The sequence below is a fragment of the Sphingopyxis sp. Geo25 genome, from assembly GCF_949769135.1.
Classification (GTDB): domain Bacteria; phylum Pseudomonadota; class Alphaproteobacteria; order Sphingomonadales; family Sphingomonadaceae; genus Sphingopyxis.
On the sequence record NZ_CATKOZ010000003.1, the window covers coordinates 52,438 to 72,376 of the forward strand.

General features: G+C 64.7%; 22 protein-coding genes, 1 tRNA gene and 1 riboswitch. Of the genes, 15 read left to right on the top strand and 8 right to left on the bottom strand.

Translation table 11 applies throughout. The annotated features are described in order from the left end of the window. Window positions 1-59 precede the first annotated feature (59 nt). The 3 genes from ileS to QOL68_RS10810 are packed head-to-tail and all read left to right on the top strand — an operon-like array spanning window position 60 to window position 4,066. Window positions 60-3,086, top strand: a complete 3,027-nt coding sequence (gene ileS / locus QOL68_RS10800) for an isoleucine--tRNA ligase (protein WP_058456793.1) — start codon at window positions 60-62, stop codon at window positions 3,084-3,086. Beyond that, window positions 3,083-3,619, top strand: a complete 537-nt coding sequence (gene lspA, locus QOL68_RS10805; RefSeq protein WP_282949463.1) for a signal peptidase II — start codon at window positions 3,083-3,085, stop codon at window positions 3,617-3,619. Before ileS ends, lspA begins: the two co-directional genes overlap by 4 nt. A 27-nt stretch (window positions 3,620-3,646) precedes the next feature. Continuing rightward, entirely contained in the window at window positions 3,647-4,066 is a 420-nt protein-coding gene (locus QOL68_RS10810; RefSeq protein ID WP_282949462.1) for a DUF3035 domain-containing protein, read from the top strand. Between the two features lie 21 nt (window positions 4,067-4,087). Here the strand turns inward: QOL68_RS10810 and QOL68_RS10815 are convergent, their stop codons facing one another. The 4 genes from QOL68_RS10815 to QOL68_RS10830 all read right to left on the bottom strand — a co-directional run bounded on the left by QOL68_RS10815 (window position 4,088) and on the right by QOL68_RS10830 (window position 7,960). Continuing rightward, the gene (locus QOL68_RS10815; RefSeq protein WP_282949461.1) at window positions 4,088-4,981 is read right to left on the bottom strand and encodes an aspartyl protease family protein; all 894 of its coding nucleotides are present in this window, start codon (window positions 4,979-4,981) and stop codon (window positions 4,088-4,090) included. Window positions 4,982-5,043: 62 nt separating this feature from the next. Further along, window positions 5,044-5,712 carry a hypothetical protein gene (locus QOL68_RS10820; RefSeq protein ID WP_282949460.1) on the bottom strand — a complete coding sequence of 223 codons (669 nt, stop codon included), beginning with the start codon at window positions 5,710-5,712 and terminating at the stop codon, window positions 5,044-5,046. 29 nt (window positions 5,713-5,741) lie between these two features. Next, complete coding sequence (gene dxs, locus QOL68_RS10825) at window positions 5,742-7,670, bottom strand: 1-deoxy-D-xylulose-5-phosphate synthase (RefSeq protein ID WP_058456789.1); 1,929 nt, start codon at window positions 7,668-7,670, stop codon at window positions 5,742-5,744. Window positions 7,671-7,717: 47 nt separating this feature from the next. Beyond that, window positions 7,718-7,960, bottom strand: a complete 243-nt coding sequence (locus QOL68_RS10830; protein WP_058456788.1) for a hypothetical protein — start codon at window positions 7,958-7,960, stop codon at window positions 7,718-7,720. A 162-nt stretch (window positions 7,961-8,122) separates the two neighbouring features. Between QOL68_RS10830 and QOL68_RS10835 the strand changes: the two genes are divergently transcribed. Continuing rightward, window positions 8,123-9,148 (top strand): MipA/OmpV family protein, encoded by a 1,026-nt coding sequence (locus QOL68_RS10835; RefSeq protein WP_282949459.1) that lies wholly within the window; start codon window positions 8,123-8,125, stop codon window positions 9,146-9,148. 169 nt (window positions 9,149-9,317) lie between these two features. Here QOL68_RS10835 and QOL68_RS10840 read toward each other — a convergent pair whose 3' ends face one another. Then, entirely contained in the window at window positions 9,318-10,208 is an 891-nt protein-coding gene (locus QOL68_RS10840) for a LysR substrate-binding domain-containing protein (RefSeq protein WP_282949458.1), read from the bottom strand. Window positions 10,209-10,341: 133 nt separating this feature from the next. On the opposite strand from QOL68_RS10840, the gene QOL68_RS10845 reads away from it, so the two are divergent. Genes QOL68_RS10845 through QOL68_RS10865 form a run of 5 tightly spaced genes read left to right on the top strand, consistent with a single transcriptional unit; the run spans window position 10,342 to window position 12,563 of the window. Continuing rightward, complete coding sequence (locus QOL68_RS10845; RefSeq protein WP_282949457.1) at window positions 10,342-10,968, top strand: pyridoxamine 5'-phosphate oxidase family protein; 627 nt, start codon at window positions 10,342-10,344, stop codon at window positions 10,966-10,968. Continuing rightward, entirely contained in the window at window positions 10,965-11,375 is a 411-nt protein-coding gene (locus QOL68_RS10850; RefSeq protein ID WP_058456784.1) for a VOC family protein, read from the top strand. Before QOL68_RS10845 ends, QOL68_RS10850 begins: the two co-directional genes overlap by 4 nt. Before the next feature lie 6 nt (window positions 11,376-11,381). After that, entirely contained in the window at window positions 11,382-11,861 is a 480-nt protein-coding gene (locus QOL68_RS10855; RefSeq protein WP_282949456.1) for a nuclear transport factor 2 family protein, read from the top strand. 28 nt (window positions 11,862-11,889) lie between these two features. Then, entirely contained in the window at window positions 11,890-12,111 is a 222-nt protein-coding gene (locus tag QOL68_RS10860; RefSeq protein WP_058456783.1) for a tautomerase family protein, read from the top strand. After that, window positions 12,108-12,563 (top strand): DMT family transporter, encoded by a 456-nt coding sequence (locus QOL68_RS10865; RefSeq protein WP_282949455.1) that lies wholly within the window; start codon window positions 12,108-12,110, stop codon window positions 12,561-12,563. The genes QOL68_RS10860 and QOL68_RS10865 overlap by 4 nt, the downstream gene beginning before the upstream one ends. A 112-nt stretch (window positions 12,564-12,675) precedes the next feature. Here the strand turns inward: QOL68_RS10865 and QOL68_RS10870 are convergent, their stop codons facing one another. Then, entirely contained in the window at window positions 12,676-13,131 is a 456-nt protein-coding gene (locus QOL68_RS10870; RefSeq protein ID WP_282949454.1) for a DUF6265 family protein, read from the bottom strand. Between the two features lie 19 nt (window positions 13,132-13,150). Further along, window positions 13,151-13,540 carry a winged helix-turn-helix transcriptional regulator gene (locus tag QOL68_RS10875; RefSeq protein WP_282949453.1) on the bottom strand — a complete coding sequence of 130 codons (390 nt, stop codon included), beginning with the start codon at window positions 13,538-13,540 and terminating at the stop codon, window positions 13,151-13,153. A gap of 120 nt (window positions 13,541-13,660) precedes the next feature. On the opposite strand from QOL68_RS10875, the gene QOL68_RS10880 reads away from it, so the two are divergent. From QOL68_RS10880 to QOL68_RS10900, 5 genes are all read left to right on the top strand, one after another. Next, the gene (locus QOL68_RS10880; protein ID WP_282949452.1) at window positions 13,661-14,263 is read left to right on the top strand and encodes a flavodoxin family protein; all 603 of its coding nucleotides are present in this window, start codon (window positions 13,661-13,663) and stop codon (window positions 14,261-14,263) included. A gap of 58 nt (window positions 14,264-14,321) precedes the next feature. Continuing rightward, a riboswitch (TPP riboswitch) is annotated at window positions 14,322-14,433 on the top strand. A 57-nt stretch (window positions 14,434-14,490) separates the two neighbouring features. After that, window positions 14,491-16,398: a phosphomethylpyrimidine synthase ThiC gene (thiC, locus tag QOL68_RS10885; protein ID WP_282949451.1), complete on the top strand. Its 1,908-nt coding sequence runs from the start codon at window positions 14,491-14,493 to the stop codon at window positions 16,396-16,398. 142 nt (window positions 16,399-16,540) lie between these two features. Then, on the top strand, window positions 16,541-17,278 hold the full coding sequence (locus QOL68_RS10890) for a TIGR04255 family protein (RefSeq protein ID WP_282949450.1): 738 nt from the start codon (window positions 16,541-16,543) through the stop codon (window positions 17,276-17,278). Beyond that, window positions 17,275-17,868, top strand: coding sequence for a hypothetical protein (locus QOL68_RS10895; protein ID WP_282949449.1), 594 nt, complete (start codon window positions 17,275-17,277; stop codon window positions 17,866-17,868). Before QOL68_RS10890 ends, QOL68_RS10895 begins: the two co-directional genes overlap by 4 nt. Then, the gene (locus tag QOL68_RS10900) at window positions 17,861-18,322 is read left to right on the top strand and encodes a hypothetical protein (RefSeq protein WP_282949448.1); all 462 of its coding nucleotides are present in this window, start codon (window positions 17,861-17,863) and stop codon (window positions 18,320-18,322) included. Before QOL68_RS10895 ends, QOL68_RS10900 begins: the two co-directional genes overlap by 8 nt. A 632-nt stretch (window positions 18,323-18,954) precedes the next feature. On the opposite strand, the gene QOL68_RS10905 is transcribed toward QOL68_RS10900, so the two are convergent. Continuing rightward, window positions 18,955-19,028: transfer RNA gene (locus QOL68_RS10905), tRNA-Cys, on the bottom strand. 238 nt (window positions 19,029-19,266) lie between these two features. Here QOL68_RS10905 and QOL68_RS10910 point away from each other — a divergent pair. Next, window positions 19,267-19,929 carry a protein-L-isoaspartate O-methyltransferase family protein gene (locus tag QOL68_RS10910; protein ID WP_282949447.1) on the top strand — a complete coding sequence of 221 codons (663 nt, stop codon included), beginning with the start codon at window positions 19,267-19,269 and terminating at the stop codon, window positions 19,927-19,929. The last annotated feature ends 10 nt before the right edge of the window (window positions 19,930-19,939 follow it).

The window sequence follows — 19,939 nt, forward strand, 5'->3', positions numbered from 1 at the left end:
GCCGACGCATAATCGTGAAGGTTTGCTCCCACGCGAATCTGCGCTAAGCGCCGCGCACCATGACCGACAGCACCTCCGCTCCCGAAGCACGCGACTACCGCGACACCGTCTTCCTGCCCAAGACCGACTTCCCGATGAAGGCCGGCCTGCCGCAGAAGGAGCCGCAGATTCTGGCGAAATGGATCGAGGGCAATCTGGAAGGGCAGATCCGCGAGAGCCGCAAAGGCCGCGATCAGTTCATTCTCCACGACGGCCCGCCCTATGCCAATGGCGACATGCACATCGGCCATGCGCTCAACCATATCCTGAAGGACATGGTCGTCCGCACCCAGACGCTGAAGGGCAAGGACGCGCCTTATGTGCCCGGCTGGGACTGCCACGGCCTGCCGATCGAGTGGAAGGTCGAGGAGCAATATCGCAAGAAAAAGCTCAACAAGGACGAGGTTCCGGTCGAGGAATTCCGCGCCGAATGCCGCGCCTATGCGCAGCACTGGGTCGACACCCAGCGCGAGCAGTTGAAGCGCCTCGGCATCGGCGGCGACTGGGACCATCCGTACCTCACGATGGATTATGAGGCCGAGGCCACCATCGTGCGCGAGCTGCTCAAATTCGCCGCGAACGACATGCTCTATCGCGGCGCCAAGCCGGTGATGTGGTCGCCGGTCGAAAAGACCGCGCTCGCCGAGGCCGAGATCGAATATGAGGATATCGTCTCGACCCAGATCGATGTGGCGTTCGAGATCGTCGAGAGCCCGATCGCCGAACTGGTCGGCGCGCATGCGGTAATCTGGACGACGACGCCGTGGACGATCCCGGTCAACCAGGCTTTGGCCTATGGTCCGGACGTTGAGTACGTCCTTCTCAACTGCACAAATCTGCCGAGCGGCGATGGAAGTTTTGTCGTTGCGCGTGAATTGGTGCCAGCCTTTTGCGCCCGCATCGGCGCGCAAGCACCCGACATGTCGACCGGTGCGACTGTAACGCCAGCCGACCCCTCAGCCCCGACGGTAGAGATCGAAGATCCGTACGGGAGCCACGCGGACAAATTCACGCGGTCGGAAGAGTTTTGCTTCAAAGGCTCCGACCTCGCCGGCACCATCGCCCGCCACCCGATGCACGCGCTCGGCGGCTTCTTCGCGCGCCCGCGCCCCTTCCTCGCGGGCGATTTCGTCACCACCGACAGCGGCACCGGCCTCGTCCATATGTCGCCCGACCATGGCGAGGATGATTTCGACCTCTGCAAGGCGAACGGCATCGACCCCGTTTTCGCGGTCGAGGGCGACGGCAAGTACCGCGCCGACTGGGGCTGGCTCGGCGGTCAGGGCTCGGTGATCAACCCCAAGTTCAACGCCCCCGACGGCCCGATCTGCTCGGACTTGCGCGACGCGGGCGCGCTGCTCGCGGCCAGCGCCGACTACAAGCACAGCTATCCGCACAGCTGGCGCTCGAAGGCGAAGGTCATCTATCGCTGCACGCCGCAATGGTTCGTGCCGATGGACAAGGTGATGACCCACATCGAGCCCAAGACCCCGCGCGAAAAGCGCTGGGAGAATGAGGGCGGCGCGATCAACCCGCATGAGGAGGATCTCTGCGACGCGCCGACGCTGCGCCAGGCCGCGATGCACGCGATCGAGCGCACGCGCTTCGTCCCCGAAAAGGGCCGCAACCGCATCGGCAGCATGGTCAAGGACCGCCCCGACTGGGTGCTGAGCCGCCAGCGCGCGTGGGGCGTGCCGATCACGCTCTTCGTCGATCGCAAGACCGGCCAGTATCTCAATGACCCGATCGTCAACGACCGCATCGTCGCGGCGGTGAAGGCGGGCGGCGTCGACGCATGGAACGACGCGCGCGCGCAGGAATATCTCGGCGATCAATATGACGCCGCCGATTACGAGCGCATCACCGACATCCTCGACGTCTGGTTCGATTCGGGCTGCACCCACGCCTTCGTCCTCGAAAGCGGCCGCTGGCCCGCGCTCGTCCGCCACGACGGCGGCACGCACAGCGCCGACCTCTATCTCGAAGGCAGCGACCAGCATCGCGGCTGGTTCCAGTCGTCCTTGCTCGAAAGCTGCGGGACGCGGGGCCAAGCGCCGTACAAGGCCGTGCTCACGCACGGCTTCACGATGGACAGCAAGGGCTTCAAACAGTCGAAGTCGCTCGGCAACACCACCGATCCCGTCAAGGTGATGGAGACCAACGGCGCCGACATCATCCGCCTGTGGGCGCTGTCGGTCGACTTCACCGAGGATCACCGCATCGGCGACGAGATCCTGAAGGGCGTCGCCGACCAGTATCGCAAGCTCAGGAATACCTTCCGCTACCTGCTAGGTGCGCTCGACGGCTTCAGCGAGGAGGAGCGCATCACCGACGTCGCGGCGATGCCCGAACTCGAACGCTATATGCTGTCGCTGCTCGCCGACCTCGATGCGAAGCTGGCCCGCGCGGTCGATGATTTCGACTTCAACACCTACACGCGCTTGCTCGCCGATTTCTGCAACGAGGATCTGTCGGCCTTCTATTTCGACATCCGCAAGGACGTCCTCTACTGCGACCTCGGCCCCGCCGCCCCGCTCGGCACCGACACGCGGCGCGCCTACCGCAGCGTGCTCGACATCCTGTTCCACGCGCTCGTCCGCTACGCGACCCCGGTGCTGGTGTTCACCGCCGAGGAAGTCTGGGGCACGCGCTATCCCGAAGCAGGTTCGGTCCACCTCCTCGAATGGCCGGTGCTGCCGTCGTTCGAGCACAACAAGGAACTCGTTCTACGGAATACCGAACTGCGCGAACTGCGTAGCAAGGTGACCGAAGCGATCGAACCTTTGCGTCGTGAGAAGATTGTGCGCTCCAGCCTCGAAGCAGAAGTCACGATGAGCGACCTCGAAACGATCCTGCGCGATCTCGATCCCAGCTATCTGGCTGAAACTTTCATTTCGGGCGCCGTGCATCTTGTACCGGGGCATGACGGGATCACGATCACGCCAACCCAAAACCACAAATGCGGCCGCTGCTGGCGCCACCTCCCCGAAGTGACCGAGGACGGCGCCTTGTGCAATCGCTGCGAGACGGTATTGGACGCCCGATGAGCATGCGTTCCCCCCATCTGCGTTTCGGTCTCGTCATCGCGGCGATCGCCTTCGTCCTCGATCAGGCCGCGAAATGGATCGTCACCGTGCCGCTGTCGCTCGAAACCAAGCCCTATGGCCAGATCGAGCTGCTGCCCTTCTTCAACCTGACCTGGGCGCAGAATTACGGCATCTCGCTGTCGATGTTCTCCGACCAGTCGCCGACGACGCGCTGGACGCTCGTCGCGGTGACCGGGATCGTCGCCGCCGCGGTCGCCTTCTGGATGACGCGCGAGAAAGCGAAGGGCGACGTCATCGCGCTCGCGCTGATCCTCGGCGGCGCGCTCGGCAATATCGTCGACCGCATCCGCCTCGGCTATGTCGTCGACTATGCCGACCTGCATTTCGGGGATTTCCGCCCCTTCATGATCTTCAACGTCGCCGATGCCTGCATCAGCATCGGCGTGCTTTTGCTGGTTGCGCGCGCGCTGCTCTTGGGCGAAAAGGCCCCTCCGGCGGCCGAGAGCGCAGGCGATCTGGCCGCCAAAGAGTAACGGGGCGAATTGGGAGTATTTTGTAAAGTGAACCGGACCACCGCCATTCTCGCCACCTCGATTCTCGCGACGACGCTTTCGGCCTGCGGGTCGAACAATCTGTTCAGCCGCGACCGTCCCGACGAATTCGCGGTGTCGCGTCAGGCGCCGCTCGTCGTGCCGCCCGATTTCTCGCTCACCCCGCCGGCGCCGGGCGCCGCGCGCCCCGGCAATGAAACGACCGCCGAACAGACGCTGAAGGCGCTCTTCGGCGGCCCCGCGCAGCGTAGCGCGACCGAAAACCAGATCATCGGCAGCGCCGACGGCCAGCGCGGCGACCCCGGCGTGCGCAGCAATGTCGGCAGCCCCGAGACGCAGGTCGTCGACAAGGGCCTCGTCACCCGCGACATCATCTTCGCCCCCGAAGGCGACGGCCGCGACGCGCAGGCGGCGATCCCGGGCGCGTAAGCCGCAGCTAGGGTCGTGATCCTAGTCCGCCGCCGGCGGGCATAGCGCAACCGCCTTCGTCCGCTGGTCGATCAGCAGCGCAAAATGCTGCAGCGCATGGGCGCCAGCCAGCAGTTCGGGGTAGTTTTCCGACACGCGCACCTCGACGTTCGACAGCTCGGCACCGCCGATCCGGAACGGGCCGGCGACCATCGCGCGTCGCGTGTCGACGGTCGAGTTCGTCAGGCGCCCTTCACCTGCCGCCGCGACCGGGCCGCCGCCGACGCGGTCGAACAGCGCCTTCGGCAGGACGAAGGCGACATTGGCGCCGGTATCCAGATTGGCCTCGGCCGCAATCCCGCCGATCGTCGCGGGCACCCGGAAGGCGCGTTCATAGGCGAGGACGCCCGGCGCACCCCGCGCCAGCCCGGTCTTGCGCGTGAAGCGCAACATGCGCGACGGATAGTCGATGATCAGCAGGCCATCGCCGAAGAAGTCGCGCCCGATGATGCCGTCGAACCCCGCCTCGGCCGAAAGGCGCGACGCATAATCGCGGGTAATCACCTCGAGATCGCGGCGGACGAGCCCAGCCAGATCGAGCGACGCCAGATGCACCGTGTCGACGCGCGCCGAGGCGACCCCGTCCGACGTCTCGCCGCTGCCGTGGACAGGCAGGCCCAGCCGCGCAACCAGCCGGGCATCGGCGCGCGCCATCCCGCTCGCCCCGGTGTCGACCGCAAAGACGAAGGGCCCCTGCCCGTCGACGCGCGCCTCGATATAGATGCGGCCGTCGACGGTACGGAAGGGAATGCTGAACAGCGCGCCGGCGGCGGCCGATTGCACCAGCGCGCACGCGCCGGGTTCCGCAGCCTGCGCCCCCGTGCCCGCCATCGCCAGCATCGCGGCGGCCATCCCGCCCCATTTCCATCCGCCCATGTCAAACTCCCGCCGGGTCAAAGTGTGTTGTATTGATAATACACTTTGACCCGGCGGGTCAATCAGGCGAACAGGCTCGACAGCAATGTCATCGCAACCAGGCTCTCGACCATTGCGCGCGAGGCATGGCCAAAGGCCTTGAGCCGCCCGCATTTCAGATGCTGGTTGAACCAGGCGGTCTGCAAAAAGCCGAACCAGAGCAGCCCGAACAGCGCGAGCGCCCCGCCCGCCAGCACCGACCAGTCGTGCGCCAGCTTGATCAGGATCACCGCGGTGCCCAGCAGCATCGCGAGCACCGCGGCGACATAGCATTGGCTGTAGAAGGGCGCGCGCAACGTGTCGCGATCCACCTGCAGCTTCTGCGCCCGCACCATCCGCGTCGCCAGCATCACCGGAAACAGGCTGAAACTGACGATGCGCAGGATAATCAGGTCGGTGTTGTTGCTGACAAACGCCGCCAGCCCGACCTTGCTGGCGATCATGGCATCATCGCCGACCAGCGCGATCTCGGCCGCGTGGACGAGGATCAGCGACAAGAGCAGGAACAGCGGCGGTGACAGCGTATCGGTATATTGCTCGTCGGCCGCGTCGCCCTGCTCGACGTCCGAATAGTCCATCATCTGTAGCGGTCGCACCAACGTGCGCCACAGCGTGACCGGATAGAAGACCAGCCACGACATCACCTCGTACAGCAGGTCGTCGAGCGACTGGATGAGGTTGAAGAAGTTCATGCCGCCCCCGTTCGCGTGCGGCTACCGGTTCACGCCCGCGCGCCCGCTTCCTCGACGCCGGCGCTGTTGTGGCGCAGCGCCTTCAGCACGCAGTCGACGATCTGCGGCGCGTTGAGCCCCGCGGCATCATATTGCGCCTGCGGCGAATCCTGGTCCTGGAAGATGTCGGGCAGCCGCATCGTGCGCAGCTTGAGCCCCGCGTCGATCAGCCCTTCGTCGCTCGCGAGGGTCAGCACATGCGCGCCAAGCCCGCCGATGCTGCCTTCCTCGATCGTCACGCACACCTCATGGGCGGCAAGCGTCCTGCGGATCAGCTCCTCGTCGAGCGGCTTGGCGAAACGGAGGTCGATCACGCTCGTCGACAGGCCCCTTGCTTCCAAGGTGTCGGCCGCTTTCAGCGCCTCGGCGAGCCGCGTGCCGAGCGAAAAGATCGCAACGGTCTTGCCGGCCCGCACGACGCGGCCCTTGCCGATCGCCAGCTTCTCGGGAACCTCGGGCAATGGCACGCCGGTGCCGTTGCCGCGCGGATAGCGGAAGGCGATCGGGCCGGCGTCATATTCGGCCGCGGTATAGGTCATATGGACCAGCTCGGCCTCGTCGGCCGCCGCCATCACCACCATGTTCGGCAGCGTCGCGAGATAGGTGACGTCGAACGACCCGGCGTGGGTCGATCCGTCCGCCCCGACGAGCCCCGCGCGGTCGATCGCAAAGCGCACCGGCAGATTCTGGATCGCCACGTCATGGACGACCTGGTCATAGGCGCGCTGGAGGAAGGTCGAATAGATCGCCGCGAACGGCCGCATCCCCTGCGCCGCGAGTCCCGCGGCAAAGGTCACCGCATGCTGCTCGGCGATCCCGACGTCAAACGACCGGTCGGGATGCGCCTTCGCGAACTTGTCGACGCCCGTCCCCGACGGCATCGCCGCGGTGATAGCGACGATGCGCGGATCGCTGTCGGCCAGCTTCGCCAGCGTCTCGCCGAACACATTCTGGTACGATGGCGGCCCCGGCGGCGCCTTCGCCTGTTCGCCGGTGATGACGTCGAACTTCTGGACGCCGTGATATTTGTCGGCGGCGGCCTCGGCGGGGGCATAGCCCTTGCCCTTCATCGTCACCGCGTGGATCAGCACCGGACCGTGGTCGCTGTCGCGTACATTCTCCAGCACCGGGATCAGATGATCGAGATTATGCCCGTCGATCGGCCCGACATAGTAAAAGCCCAATTCCTCGAACAGCGTCCCGCCCATCGCCATGCCGCGCGCGAACTCGTCGGTCTTCTTCGCCGCCTTGTGCAGCGGCTCGGGCAGCTTGCGCGCAAAGCGCCGCGCGATCTCGCGCAGCTCGACGAACGGCCGCGACGAGACGAGCTTGGCGAGATAGGCCGAGAGCCCTCCGACCGGCGGCGCGATCGACATGTCATTGTCGTTCAGGATGACGATCAGCCGGTTGCCCGCCTGCTTCGCGTTGTTCATCGCCTCATAGGCCATGCCCGCCGACATCGACCCGTCGCCGATCACCGCGATCGCGCGGCCGGGCTCGTCCTTCAGCTTGTTCGCGATCGCAAAGCCCAGCGCCGCGCTGATCGAGGTCGACGAGTGCGCCGCCCCGAACGGGTCGTACTCGCTCTCGCTGCGCTTGGTGAAGCCCGAAAGCCCGCCGCCCTGCCGCAGCGTGCGGATGCGGTCGCGGCGGCCGGTAATGATCTTGTGCGGATAGCATTGGTGCCCGACATCCCACACGATCTTGTCGCGCGGCGTGTCGAACACATAGTGAAGCGCGACGGTCAATTCGACGACGCCCAGCCCCGATCCCAGATGCCCGCCAGTGCTGCCGACGGCCGAAATCGTCTCGGCGCGCAGCTCGTCGGCGAACTGGCGGAGGTCTTCGGGCTTCAGCTTGCGGAGGTCGGCGGGGACATCCACCGTGTCGAGCAGCGGCGTATGCGGACGGTCGGTCATCGCGCCGTCATAATGGTAACCGCAGAAACTGTCGAACGAAAAGGGGCCTAATCGCCGCTCGCCGTGCCACCTTCCTCTTCGCGCGCCTTCGCCGCATCGACCTGCGCGTAAAGCCCGCGCACCATCAGGTCGGTGAACACCAGCATCACCCCGACCGTCCCGACCAGCAGCGCGACCGCCGCGACCGGAAACGGGCCGATCGCCGCAATCGCGCCGCGCCGCATCGCGGCGGCAAGCAGCACCGCGACCGCCATCAGGGCATAGCCGACAAAGCGCCATGCGCGGGTCATGCTGAACCGGACCGTGCCCGCGGGCCAATCAACGATATGAAAGGATATTGGTGCATGAATGCCACGATGCAGGGGAAAGCAACCTCTCGCAAGACGAAGACGTTGCATTGATGTGACATTCGCCTACACCCCTTCACAGAGGGGCAAGATAACAGGACAGCCATGCCCGCTTGGATTTCGCTCTTTCGCCTCTCCCGGTCCGCACCGATCCTTGCTTTCGCCTGCGCCTTCGCCGCGCCCGCCGCGATGGCCGAGGAAGCCTCGCTCCCCTATGATATCGTCGAACCCGCCGACAGCGGACTCTCCGGCAGCCGCGAAGTCCCCGAACCGCCGTCCGCCGGCTATCTGCAGCGCGGCGACATCGACGACAATATTCTCCTCCCGACCCGCGGCGACGACATCGACGACGATGACGAAAGCCGCAAATGGGCGCGCGACTATTTCGCGGTGGCGGCGGGGGTGATGACGACGCCGAGCTACAATGGCTCGGACGATCGCACCCTGCTCCCCGCCTTCTACATCCGCGGCCGCGTCAGCGGTTTTTCCTTCTCGACGCGCGGCACCAACCTCCAGGTCGACCTGCTGCGCCAGCGGCGCGGGGCAAAGACCGACGTCAAGTTCGGCCCGATCGTCAGCCTGCGCAGCGACCGCACCAGCCGCATCAAGGATCCGCAGGTTGAGGCGCTCGGCGAAAAGAAGCTGGCGGTCGAGGTCGGCGCGATGGCGGGGATCAGCCACACCGGCGTGATCACCAGCCGCTACGACCAGATCGCCTTCCGCGTCGTCGCGCTCAAGGATGTGTCGGGCCGCCACGGCAGCTGGGCTTTCTCGCCGACGATCGACTACGGCACCCCGCTGTCCAAGCGGCTCTATGTCGGCGTGTCGGCGTCGATCAATTTCTACGGTAAGGGCTTCGGCCGCTATTATTTCGACATCGACCCCGCGGGCAGCGCGGCGAGCGGGCTTCCCGTCTATAACCGCGCGGGCGCGAAGGGCGGAGCGGGCAAATATACGCTCGGCCTCGCGAGCGCCTATGCGCTGTCGGGCGATCTCCGCAAGGGCTTCGTCCTGATCGGCGGCGCGCAATATGGCCGCATGCTCGGCCGCATCGCCGATTCACCGATCGTCAGCATCGCCGGCAGCCGCAACCAGTGGCTCGCGGGCGGCGGGATCGCGTATCAATTCTGACGGGTGGGGGCGGTTGCGGCCTCTCAATCATCGTCACCCCGGACTTGATCCGGGGCCTGCCTTGTCTTTTCATCCGAGGCCGGAAGAGGAAAGGCGGGTCCCGGGTCAAGCCCGGGATGACGAATAGCGCGGCGACCGTTCCCCGCCCCAAAAAAAGCGACACACGCCCTCAAACCAGCCCCGTCATCCGCATCCGCGCCTTCATCGCGGCGATGAACAGCCGCACCGACGGCAGCGCGGCGCGCGACGGTTCGAACAGGAGGTGGACGGGCAGCGCTTCGGGCTGCTCATCGGGCAGCAGCGACACCAGCCGCCCCGCATCGACCGCCGCCGCGACCTGGTAACTCAGCAGGTTCGCAATCCCGACCCCCGCCTCGGCCGCCGCCAGCGCGGCATCGACGGTGTTGACGACGAAGCGCGGCCGCCGTTCGAAGCGCCAGCGGCCGCTCGCGAGCTGCCATTCGTTCGTCGTGCGCGGCCCCTCCATCCCGATCAGCTCGTGCCCCGCAAGTTCCGTCACCACCCCCGGCGCGCCGCGCAGCGCCAGATAGGCGGGGCTCGCGACCAGCATCTGGCGCACCCGGCCGATCCGCACCGCCTTCAGCCCCGAATCGGCGAGCGGCCCGATCCGCACCGCGACGTCGATCCCCTCCTCGACGATGCGGACGTTGCGGTCGATCAGCATCATGCGCGCGCCGAGCGCCGCATGTTCGATCAGCAACGCATCGACCACCGGCAGCACATGCAGCCGCCCGAACATCACCGGCGCGGTGAGGTAAAGCTGCCCGCTCGGCACCGCCTCGACCCCGCGCGCCGCGCGCTCGGCATCGGCGAGTTCGCCGAGCAGCCGCCGCGCCTCGCCCAGAAAGGCGCTGCCCGCGTCGGTCAGCGACACCGCGCGCGTCGACCGGTGGAACAATGCGGTGCCGAGCCGCGCCTCGAGCGCCGCGATCCCGCGCGTCACCGCGGGCGGCGAGCTGCCGAGCTTGCGCGCCGCCGCGGCAAAGCCCCCCTCGCCCGCCACCGCGACGAACATTTCCAGCGTCAGCAGTCGGTCCATGATTATTCCATATACCGGAATTAACTTGTTCGATCTTCCCTGATTATCACAATCTACGCAACGGCCTAAATCGATGCGGCGAACGGAAGCGTGCCCCCTCCAGCTTCCGTTCGCACTCTTGGAAGGACGGCAGATGGCGCAGAATTACCGGCATATCGTTTTCAGCGACGCGGCGAAGGCGCTGCAGGAACAGCATGGCTCGCGCATCTCCTATGCAAAGCTCGACACGCGCCCCGTCGGCGAGATCGACGTCCTGACCGCGAAGGAGATCGACTATATCGCGCTCCGCGACAGCTTCTACATGGCCAGCGTCACCCCCGACGGCTGGCCCTATATGCAGCATCGCGGCGGCCCCGCCGGTTTCCTCAAGCATGTCGGGGGCAACCGTATCGGTTTCGCCGATTATCGCGGTAACAAGCAATATATCAGCACCGCGAACCTCGCCGCGAACGACCGCGTCTCGTTGTTCCTGATGGACTATCCGAACCGCGAGCGGCTCAAGATCGTCGGTCACGCACACAGCGTCGAGCTCGCCGACGATCCCGCGGCGGTCACCGCGTTGATGCCCGAGGGGTATCGCGCGGTGCCCGAGCGCGCCTTCTTCATCGACGTGATCGGCTGGGAGTGGAACTGCTCGCAGCATATCACGCCGCGCTTCACCGAGGCCGAAATTTCGGCAGCGATCAAGCCGATGGCCGCCGAACTCAACCAGCTGCGCGCCGAAATCGCCGCGCTCCGAGCAGAAAGGGATGACCAATGACGACCGCTTGCACGCAGGGCGCCCATCACATCGGCCTCGCCGTCCGCGACGTCGCCGAAGCGCGCGACTTCTTCGTCGAGGCGCTCGGCTTCGGCGTTGCGGCCGAACGCCCCGACTATCCCGCGATCTTCGTCACCGACGGCACGACGCTGCTCACCTTGTGGCAGGTCGCCGATCCGGCGGGCGCGACCGCCTTCGACCGCCGCGCGAATATCGGCCTCCACCATCTCGCGCTCCGCGTCGCCGACCTCGACGCGCTGCGCACCGTCTTCGCGCGCGTCCAGAACCATCCGGGCACGGTGATCGAATTCGACCCCGAACCGATCCGCGAGGGGGCGACGACGCACCATTTCATCTGCGCGATGCCCGGTGGTATCCGGATCGAATTCGCGACCCCCTTCGCCTGAAAGGATATGCCGATGCCCCGCCCCCCGCTCCCGCCGTTCGACCATGACAGCGCGACGCTGAAAGTCCGCCTTGCCGAGGACGGCTGGAACAGCCGTAACCCCGCGCGCGTCGCGCTCGCCTATACCGAAGACAGCGTCTGGCGGAACCGCTCGACCTTCGTCACCGGCCGCGAAGCGATCGTCGACTTCCTGACCGGAAAATGGCAGCGCGAGCAGGATTACCGGCTGATCAAGGGGCTATGGGCCTTCACCGGCAACCGCATCGCGGTGCGCTTCGCCTATGAATGGCACGACGAGGCGGGCCAGTGGTGGCGCTCCTACGGGAACGAGAATTGGGACTTCGCCGGCAACGGCGAGATGCAGCGGCGGATCGCGAGCATCAACGACCTCGCCATTGCCGAATCCGACCGGCTGTTCCACTGGGATCGCGGCGACAGCGGCCGCCGCCCCGACGACCACCCCGGGCTCGAAGAGCTCGGTCTCTGACACCTCCGTCCGCGAAAGGATTCCGGCCATGCCCTATGTCAATATCCAGATCACCCGCGAGGGCGCGACGGCCGCGCAAAAGGCCGAGCTGATCGGCGGCGTCACCGAGCTGCTGCAGCGCGTCCTCGGCAAGAATCCGGCGACCACCGTCGTCGTGATCGACGAGGTCGACACGGACAATTGGGGAATCGGCGGCCTTCCCGTCCTCGACTATCGGGCGAAACAGGCTTCGGGAGGACCGGCACGATGACGAGCGGCAACGCGACCGGATTCGCGATCATCATGTTGCTCACCGGCATCGGCATCCCGATCCTCGCCGCGCTCAACGGCGGCCTCGGCGTCCGGCTCGGCGCCCCGATGGCGGCGTCGATGATCCTGTTCGGGCTCGCCTTCCTGATCGCGACCGCGGGCGCGCTCGCGACCGGTTCGATCGGGCAGATCCGCTTCACCGCCGGCATTCCGTTCCAATTCTACTTCGGCGGCTTGTTCGTGGCCTTCTATGTGATCGCGGTGACCTTCATCGCGCCCAGGTTCGGGGTCGGCAACGCGATCTTCTTCGTCCTTGTCGGCCAGCTCATCAGCGCCGCGACGATCGACCATTTCGGCCTGTTCGGCGCGATGCGCTCGGCGATCGACGTCAAGCGCGTCGCCGGGATCGCGCTGATGGTCGCCGGCGTCTATCTCGCGCGGCGGACCGCGTGATAATCCTCCCTGCGGCGCAGTCGTGGAGTGGTGGAGGGGCTGCGCCATAGCCCTTCCGTCAGCGGCTGCGCCGCTGCCACCTCCCCATCGCTCCGCGACAGGGAGGATCGCCCTAGCGCCGCGTATAGACCCAGCGCCGCGCCTTCGACCCGTCGAGCAGCGAAATCGTCGCGGTCAGCGTGTCGCCCTCGCGCGCATAGGTGATGCGCTGCGGATAATCATGCGCCGCATTCTCGAAGGTCGCGCTCGTTGCATCGCGCGCGGCCAGCCGGAACGCCACCGGCGCCCCGCCGCCGGGCTGCGCCAGGTAGCTGACGGCCCCGTCGGCGCCTGCCTGCAGCCGCAGAAACTCGAATTCGCGCAGGCTTCCGTCGCGCCCCGACCGGCTCGCGCCCAGCATCACCCCGCCGCGCGGCACCGTCCAATATTCCTCGGTCCAGCGGCCCCCGCTGTCCTTGCCGCCCTCCTCGATCCACGATCCCGCGATCCAGCCGAGATCGTCGACCGTCGCGGCGGGCGCCGCCGCGGCCAGCAACAGCGCCGCCAATCCTGCGAATAATCCCGTCATACGCGCCTCCCTCCCGTATCTAGGCCGCCTCGCGCCCCGCAAAGGCTGCGCGTGCCGCGAGCACCGCGTCGAACTCGCGCTCGATCCATTCGAACAACGGGGTCAGCGAATGGCCGAGCGAGGTGCCGAGCGGGGTCAGATGATATTCGACGTGCGGCGGCACCGTCTGGAAATCGCGCCGCTCGACGAGGCCGTTCGCCTCGAGCGCGCGCAGCGTCTGCGTCAGCATCTTCTGGCTGATCCCGCCGATCCGCCGCTTGAGCTCGCCGTTGCGGTGATGGCCCTGCGCGATCACCAGCAGCAGCAGCAGGCTCCACCGATCGCCGATCAGGTCCAGGATGTCGCGCGACGGGCATCCCGCATCGCACGGATCAACCTTGTCTATCCAGTCGGGAGCCTTTTCTTTCATAGTTACCTCAAGGTGCGTACTACACTTTTGGTTCCTACCCTATCATGTTCGCTTTCGCAAGCCGGGGGCTCTCCCCTCTCCCTCCGCCCCCGGCTGCACCGGTTCAGGAAGGACAGAGACATGACCCAGGTTGCCATCGTCTATCATTCGGGCTTCGGCCATACCGACGTCATCGCCGCCGACGTCGCGCGCGGCGTCGAGGAAGCGGGTGCACGCGCGATCGCGCTGAAGATCGAGGGCGGGCAGACCGACTTCGACGCCTTTTTCGCGACGATCGCCGAATCCGATGCGATCATTTTCGGCTCGCCGACCTATATGGGCACCGTCTCGGCGCCGATGAAGGCGTTCATGGACGCGAGCGCCGCAGTCTATTTCACCAAACAGTGGAAGGACAAGCTCGGCGCCGCCTTCACCGTCTCGGGCTCGCCCTCGGGCGACAAGCTGAACACGCTGACCACGCTCGCGATCTTCGCGGCGCAGCACGGGATGCTGTGGATCGGCACCGGCCAGAACCCCGGCAACAACGACGACACCTCGGCGGCGACCGACGCCGAAAACCGCCTCGGCAGCTTCCTCGGCGCGATGGCGCAGGCGGCGAACGACAGCCCCGAGGTCACGCCGAAGGCCGGCGACCGCGCCACCGCGGTCTCGCTCGGCAGGCGCGTCGCATCGGCCGCCGCGCGCTGGCGTGCCGGCGCCCGCGAGGCCATCGCCGCCGCCTGACTTTCCGCTGCGGCGCGCTGTCTTTCGATGGACAGCGCGCCGCCGCCCGGCTAAGCATCGCTCATCCCCGGGGAGCCGCGTCTGTGATGGCCGGTTGAGAGCGGAATAGACCGCGACCCGTTGAACCTGATCCGGGTAATACCGGCGGAGGGAGGGTCGGCTTCACCCCAAAGCGAAACAGGGGCGTGAAAACCGTCTTTCGCTCCGGCTAACTGGAGCGACTGCACATGGCCGACATCGATTCCCGCCTCGACAAAGCGCAAGCCCCCCAAGTTTCGTTAGACTCGATCGGGGTGACGACCGGACCCATTCGTGGCAGCCGCAAGGTCCATGTCGCCTCGCCCACCGGCAGCGGCATCCGCGTCGCGATGCGCGAGATCGACCTCGACCCGCACAGCGGCGAGCCCAGCGTGCGCGTCTATGACACCAGCGGGCCTTATACGGACCCCAACGCGAACATCGACATCGCCAAGGGCCTCCCCGAACTGCGCGCCAGCTGGATCCGCGCCCGCGGCGACGTTCAGGAGGTGACCCAGCGCGAGGTCCGCCCCGAGGATAACGGCCAGCTCGGCCCCGACCGCTCGGGCGGCGTCCCCGCCTTCCCCAACGTCCGCAAGACGGTGCTGCGCGCCAAGCCGGGCCAGAACGTCAGCCAGATGCACTATGCCCGCCGCGGCATCATCACCCCCGAGATGGAATATGTCGCGACCCGCGAAAATCTCGGCCGCGAGCGGCTCGCCGAATATGTCCGCGACGGGCAGGACTGGGGCGCCAGCATTCCCGATTACGTCACCCCCGAGTTCGTCCGCGAAGAGGTCGCGCGCGGCCGCGCTATCATCCCGTCGAACATCAACCACCCCGAAAGCGAGCCGATGGCGATCGGCCGCAACTTCCTCGTCAAGATCAACGCCAATATCGGCAACAGCGCGGTCGCCAGCGACGTCGCGTCGGAGGTCGACAAGATGGTCTGGTCGATCCGCTGGGGCGCCGACACCGTCATGGACCTGTCGACCGGGCGCAACATCCACGACACGCGCGAATGGATCATCCGCAACTCGCCCGTCCCGATCGGCACCGTCCCCATCTATCAGGCGCTCGAGAAAGTCGGCGGCATCGCCGAGGAGCTGACGTGGGAGATTTTCCGCGACACGCTGATCGAACAGGCCGAGCAGGGCGTTGATTATTTCACCATCCACGCCGGCGTCCGCCTGCCCTACGTCCCCTTGGCGGCGAAGCGCGTCACCGGCATCGTCAGCCGTGGCGGCAGCATCATGGCGAAATGGTGCCTCGCGCATCACAGGGAAAGCTTCCTCTACGAACGCTTCGACGAGATTACCGAGATCATGAAGGCCTATGACATCGCCTACAGCCTCGGCGACGGCCTCCGCCCCGGCAGCATCGCCGACGCCAATGACGAGGCGCAGTTCGCCGAGCTCTACACGCTCGGCGAGCTCACCAAGCGCGCCTGGGATCAGGATGTGCAGGTGATGATCGAGGGGCCGGGGCACGTGCCCATGCACAAGATCAAGGAGAATATGGACAAGCAGCTCGAGGCCTGCGGCGAGGCGCCTTTCTACACATTGGGGCCGCTCACCACCGACATCGCGCCGGGCTATGATCATATCACCAGCGGCATCGGCGCCGCGATGATCGGCTGGTACGGCACCGCGATGCTCTGTTACGTCACGCCGAAGGAGCATCTCGGCCTCCCCGACCGCGACGATGTGAAGGTCGGCGTCGTCACCTACAAGCTCGCCGCGCACGCCGCCGACCTCGCCAAGGGCCACCCCGCCGCCAAGGTCCGCGACGACGCGCTATCGAAAGCGCGCTTCGAATTCCGCTGGCGCGACCAGTTCAACCTGTCGCTCGACCCCGACACCGCCGAGCAGTACCACGACCAGACGCTCCCCGCCGAGGGCGCCAAGTCGGCGCATTTCTGCAGCATGTGCGGCCCCAAATTCTGCTCGATGAAGATCAGCCAGGAAGTTCGGGAATTTGCGAAGCTGCAAAATCAGGACAGCGCCGACTTCATCGCCGCCGAAGAGGCCGAAAAGGGCATGGCGGAAATGAGCCAGGTCTATGAGGATACCGGGCGCGAGCTGTATATGGGTGCGGGTGGTCGGGAGCATGATTGAGAATCGCGAAATTCGTTGCCGCTAAACATTTTGATACTGTCGACGCGTATGGAATTCATGGCACGAAGCGCATATTTGTAGCGCTGACTAGCCATAGCTGTCACAGGGCCGCGCAGTGTCGTGAACCGGAGCCGCAAAAATCGTGAGCGATCGCCCAATTGAACTCGCCTATTCCGCCCCGCCCATTATCGAGGCGCTGGCTCAGATTTACTACGAAGAACCCATTTCGGACAGCGACCTGAAGAAGGCCGTGAGTCGGATAAAAAAGCGATATGCGAACCAGACAAAATTGAAAGTGAGCAGCGCACAGCTCGATATGGTGAATCAAGGCGCACAATTTAAATCCATGGACCAATACAAGTTCTCGTCTGAAGATGAGACAGATATCGTAACAATAGACAAACATTCTTTTACGTGGAGCAAACTGGCCCCCTATGAAGGCTGGCAAAATATTTACGATAGAATCAAAAATGAGTCGGAAGATATAAATTCAGTTCTACCATATAGAAAAGCAAATAGACTTGGATTGAGATATATTAATAGAATTGATGTCCCAAAAATAGATGACATTTCTAGATATGAGGACTATTTAACTATAAATATATCTATACCTGAATGCTGGCCTTCTATAAATAACTATGGGTGGAGGATAGAGCGTGAGTTTGACAAAGAGTTTATAGCAATTGTGCAATCTGCAGTTATTTCTCCGGAGCTACCCAACACTGGTGCATTTCTCTTGGATATTGATATCGTGCTAGGAAATAGCGTTCCAAGCAAACATGCGGACATCCTAAAAAAATTCGAGAGAATGAGAAGTTTGAAAAACGAAATTTTCGAATTATCTATTACAGATCGGGCGAGGGCGAGTTTTTCATCATGAACCAATTGACTGGCGGACTTGTAGGTCGACCATCTCAGAGAAAGCTCCTTGTAACCCAGTCCAGCGCCGCCGCGCTTGGGCTGAAGCTTGAAGATATCATGCGAGGCGGTCTTGCATCCGAGCAGGTAAAACGAATTCACCCTGCTACCGCTCCAACTCTTGCAGAACGAGTGTTCCAAGCTCTCGTCGACGCAAAAATCTGGACATCCAAAGTCGCGATGCATTTGGATCGGGGTACACGAGACCGCTATTTCCGTCAGTTGGACTTGCTTCATGACTGCGACGAATGGTTTGGGGATCAAAGTCCCGTGGTATTGGACTCGTACAAAGCATTTGTTCGATTCATGCACTTGATTGGAGGGTTGTCGAAGCCCTCTTTAGGGCTTTCCCCAAAAGGCATCCTTGTTGCGGTTTGGCATGGCGACCACGGACGACTAACGATTGAATTTCTATCTTCCGATTGGGTGCAATGGACAGTCAGTCGCCCTTTAGGCGACCGTACTGAACGCGCTGCAGGCAATACGGAATTGACGCGAATCTTGCCGAACTTGGCTCCTTACTCGCCAGAGGCATGGTTCAACGTTGGCTGAGATCAAGGTACCTGACTCAGATCACCTGATGCGATACGTGCCCTACGGCCAGCAGTTGCGAGCGCCTGAAACTGACGCGTTCTTAGGGATTTTGGGTATCGCGTTTTCTGTTAGGCCTTCCGACCAAGGGGGCCTCTCAGTCACTTGGATTGAGCACTATGGCGAAAAGGACGTCGCTACCGTTACGGTCGCCGCAGCGGCATTTCGAGATAGCCTCGAAAAGAAGAAGTTGGCGCCCAAAGCATATTTTGCTGTCGGAAATGCCGGTCTAACAAGGCGCCTCGCTGCGGAGCATGGCAAAAAGATCAGGCTGATTAGCGCTCCTGACGGATCAAACACTGGTCATGTCGAGATACACCGCTTTAGCGACGATGACCGCACTCTTCTTGATGCTCTTGCACTGGACGTCTACACCGAACACATCGCTGTTGCGTCATTAGAGTTCGAAAGCTGAGGCCCATGCCGCTTCTCCTCAGACGCTAACTTCGGACTACGTGACCGTTTACTAAATCTGCGAAATCGGGGCCGAAGCACCCACTAGTCGGCCTCGCAGCCACAACATGCTACACCCCCCGCATGCGCGCCCGGAACCCCCTCTACGTCATGGCCAAGCGGCCGCCGGAGATGCAGGCGCAGATCACCGCGCTGCCGCTTGGGCGACGCCGGACGCGGGCCCGACCTGCTCCATGTCACGCTTATCTCGCTCTACAACCTCCACTATGCCCCGCCCGAGTGGCTGCCCGCGCGCCCCTGAAACCTTGGCGCCGCGCCGGGCGGCTTCGCGGCGGCCCCACCCGCGAGATAAGGCTTTCCTACATTATCCCGCCATGCTTCAAGCTGGCCGGTGAGCAGCATCCTTCCCTCTACGGCGCGCCACCCTTCCGCCGCGGCCCGGCAAGCGATCGCCATTGGGCTGAACTTTCCTGAACTTTGGATGCAAGGAGCGCGCCCTGCATCCCCGGAATCGGCGGCCGCCCGCGCCCGGAATCGGATGCGAAGGCGGAGCCACGTCAACGTGGCCGGGCGGCGCGCAATGGCGCCCCTCGCGCGAGATCAACGCGCGCGTCCCGACTTGTTGATTAGGGATGGAGGCCCGAGCCGGAATCGAACCGGCGTATACGGATTTGCAGTCCGCTGCGTCACCACTCCGCCATCGGGCCTCAGGCGCAGAATTGCGTGGAGACAGCGCCCCTAGCCGCTTTGTTTCGCAGTGGCAATCCGTTCGTTTCGCAATCTGCATCATCCGGCACGCCCTTCGATGCGTACTTGGCTCCATCCCCTTTGCCCGCTATGCGCGGCGCGGCGGGGTCTTATGGCTGTATTACTATTGCAATACAGCCATGCTTGGGCTAGAACCGCGCCATACAGGCTTGGGCCCAGAGAATCGGATAGAGACGGATGGCAACGAAATTGAGCGAGACGGGTGCGGCCGCGATGCGCGCCGCGATGATCGACAGCCAGCTGCGCACCAACGACGTCATCGACCCCGACGTCGTCGCCGCGATGGCCGCGGTGCCGCGCGAGGCGTTCGTGCCCGCCGCGCTTTCCGGCGTCGCCTATATGGACCGCGCGATCGCGCTCGGCGACGGCCGCGCGCTCAATCCGCCGCTCGTCACCGGCCGCCTGCTCGTCGAGGCGGCGGTGCGGCCCGGAATGCGCGTGCTGCTGGTCGGCGCCGCGACGGGCTATACCGCCGCGCTGCTCGCGAAGCTGGGCGCCGAGGTTCATGCCGTCGAGGAACGTGCCGACCTGATCGAGGCCGCGCGCGCCGCGGCGGGCGATCCGGCGATCGCCTGGACCCAGGGCCCGCTCGCCGCCGGCGCGCCGAAAGCCGCCCCCTTCGACCGCATCATCATCGAGGGCGCGGTCGAAACGCTGCCCGACGCGCTCGTCGCACAGCTCGCCGAGGGCGGGCGGATCGTCGCCGCGCGCCGCGATGGCAGCGTCTCGCGGCTCGTCCACGGCGTGAAGGCGGGCGGGACCGTCGCGCTGCGCGCCTTCGCCGACATGGACGTCGCGCCGCTGCCCGGATTTGCCGCGCCCAAGGGCTTCCAGTTCTGAGCGTTGCCCG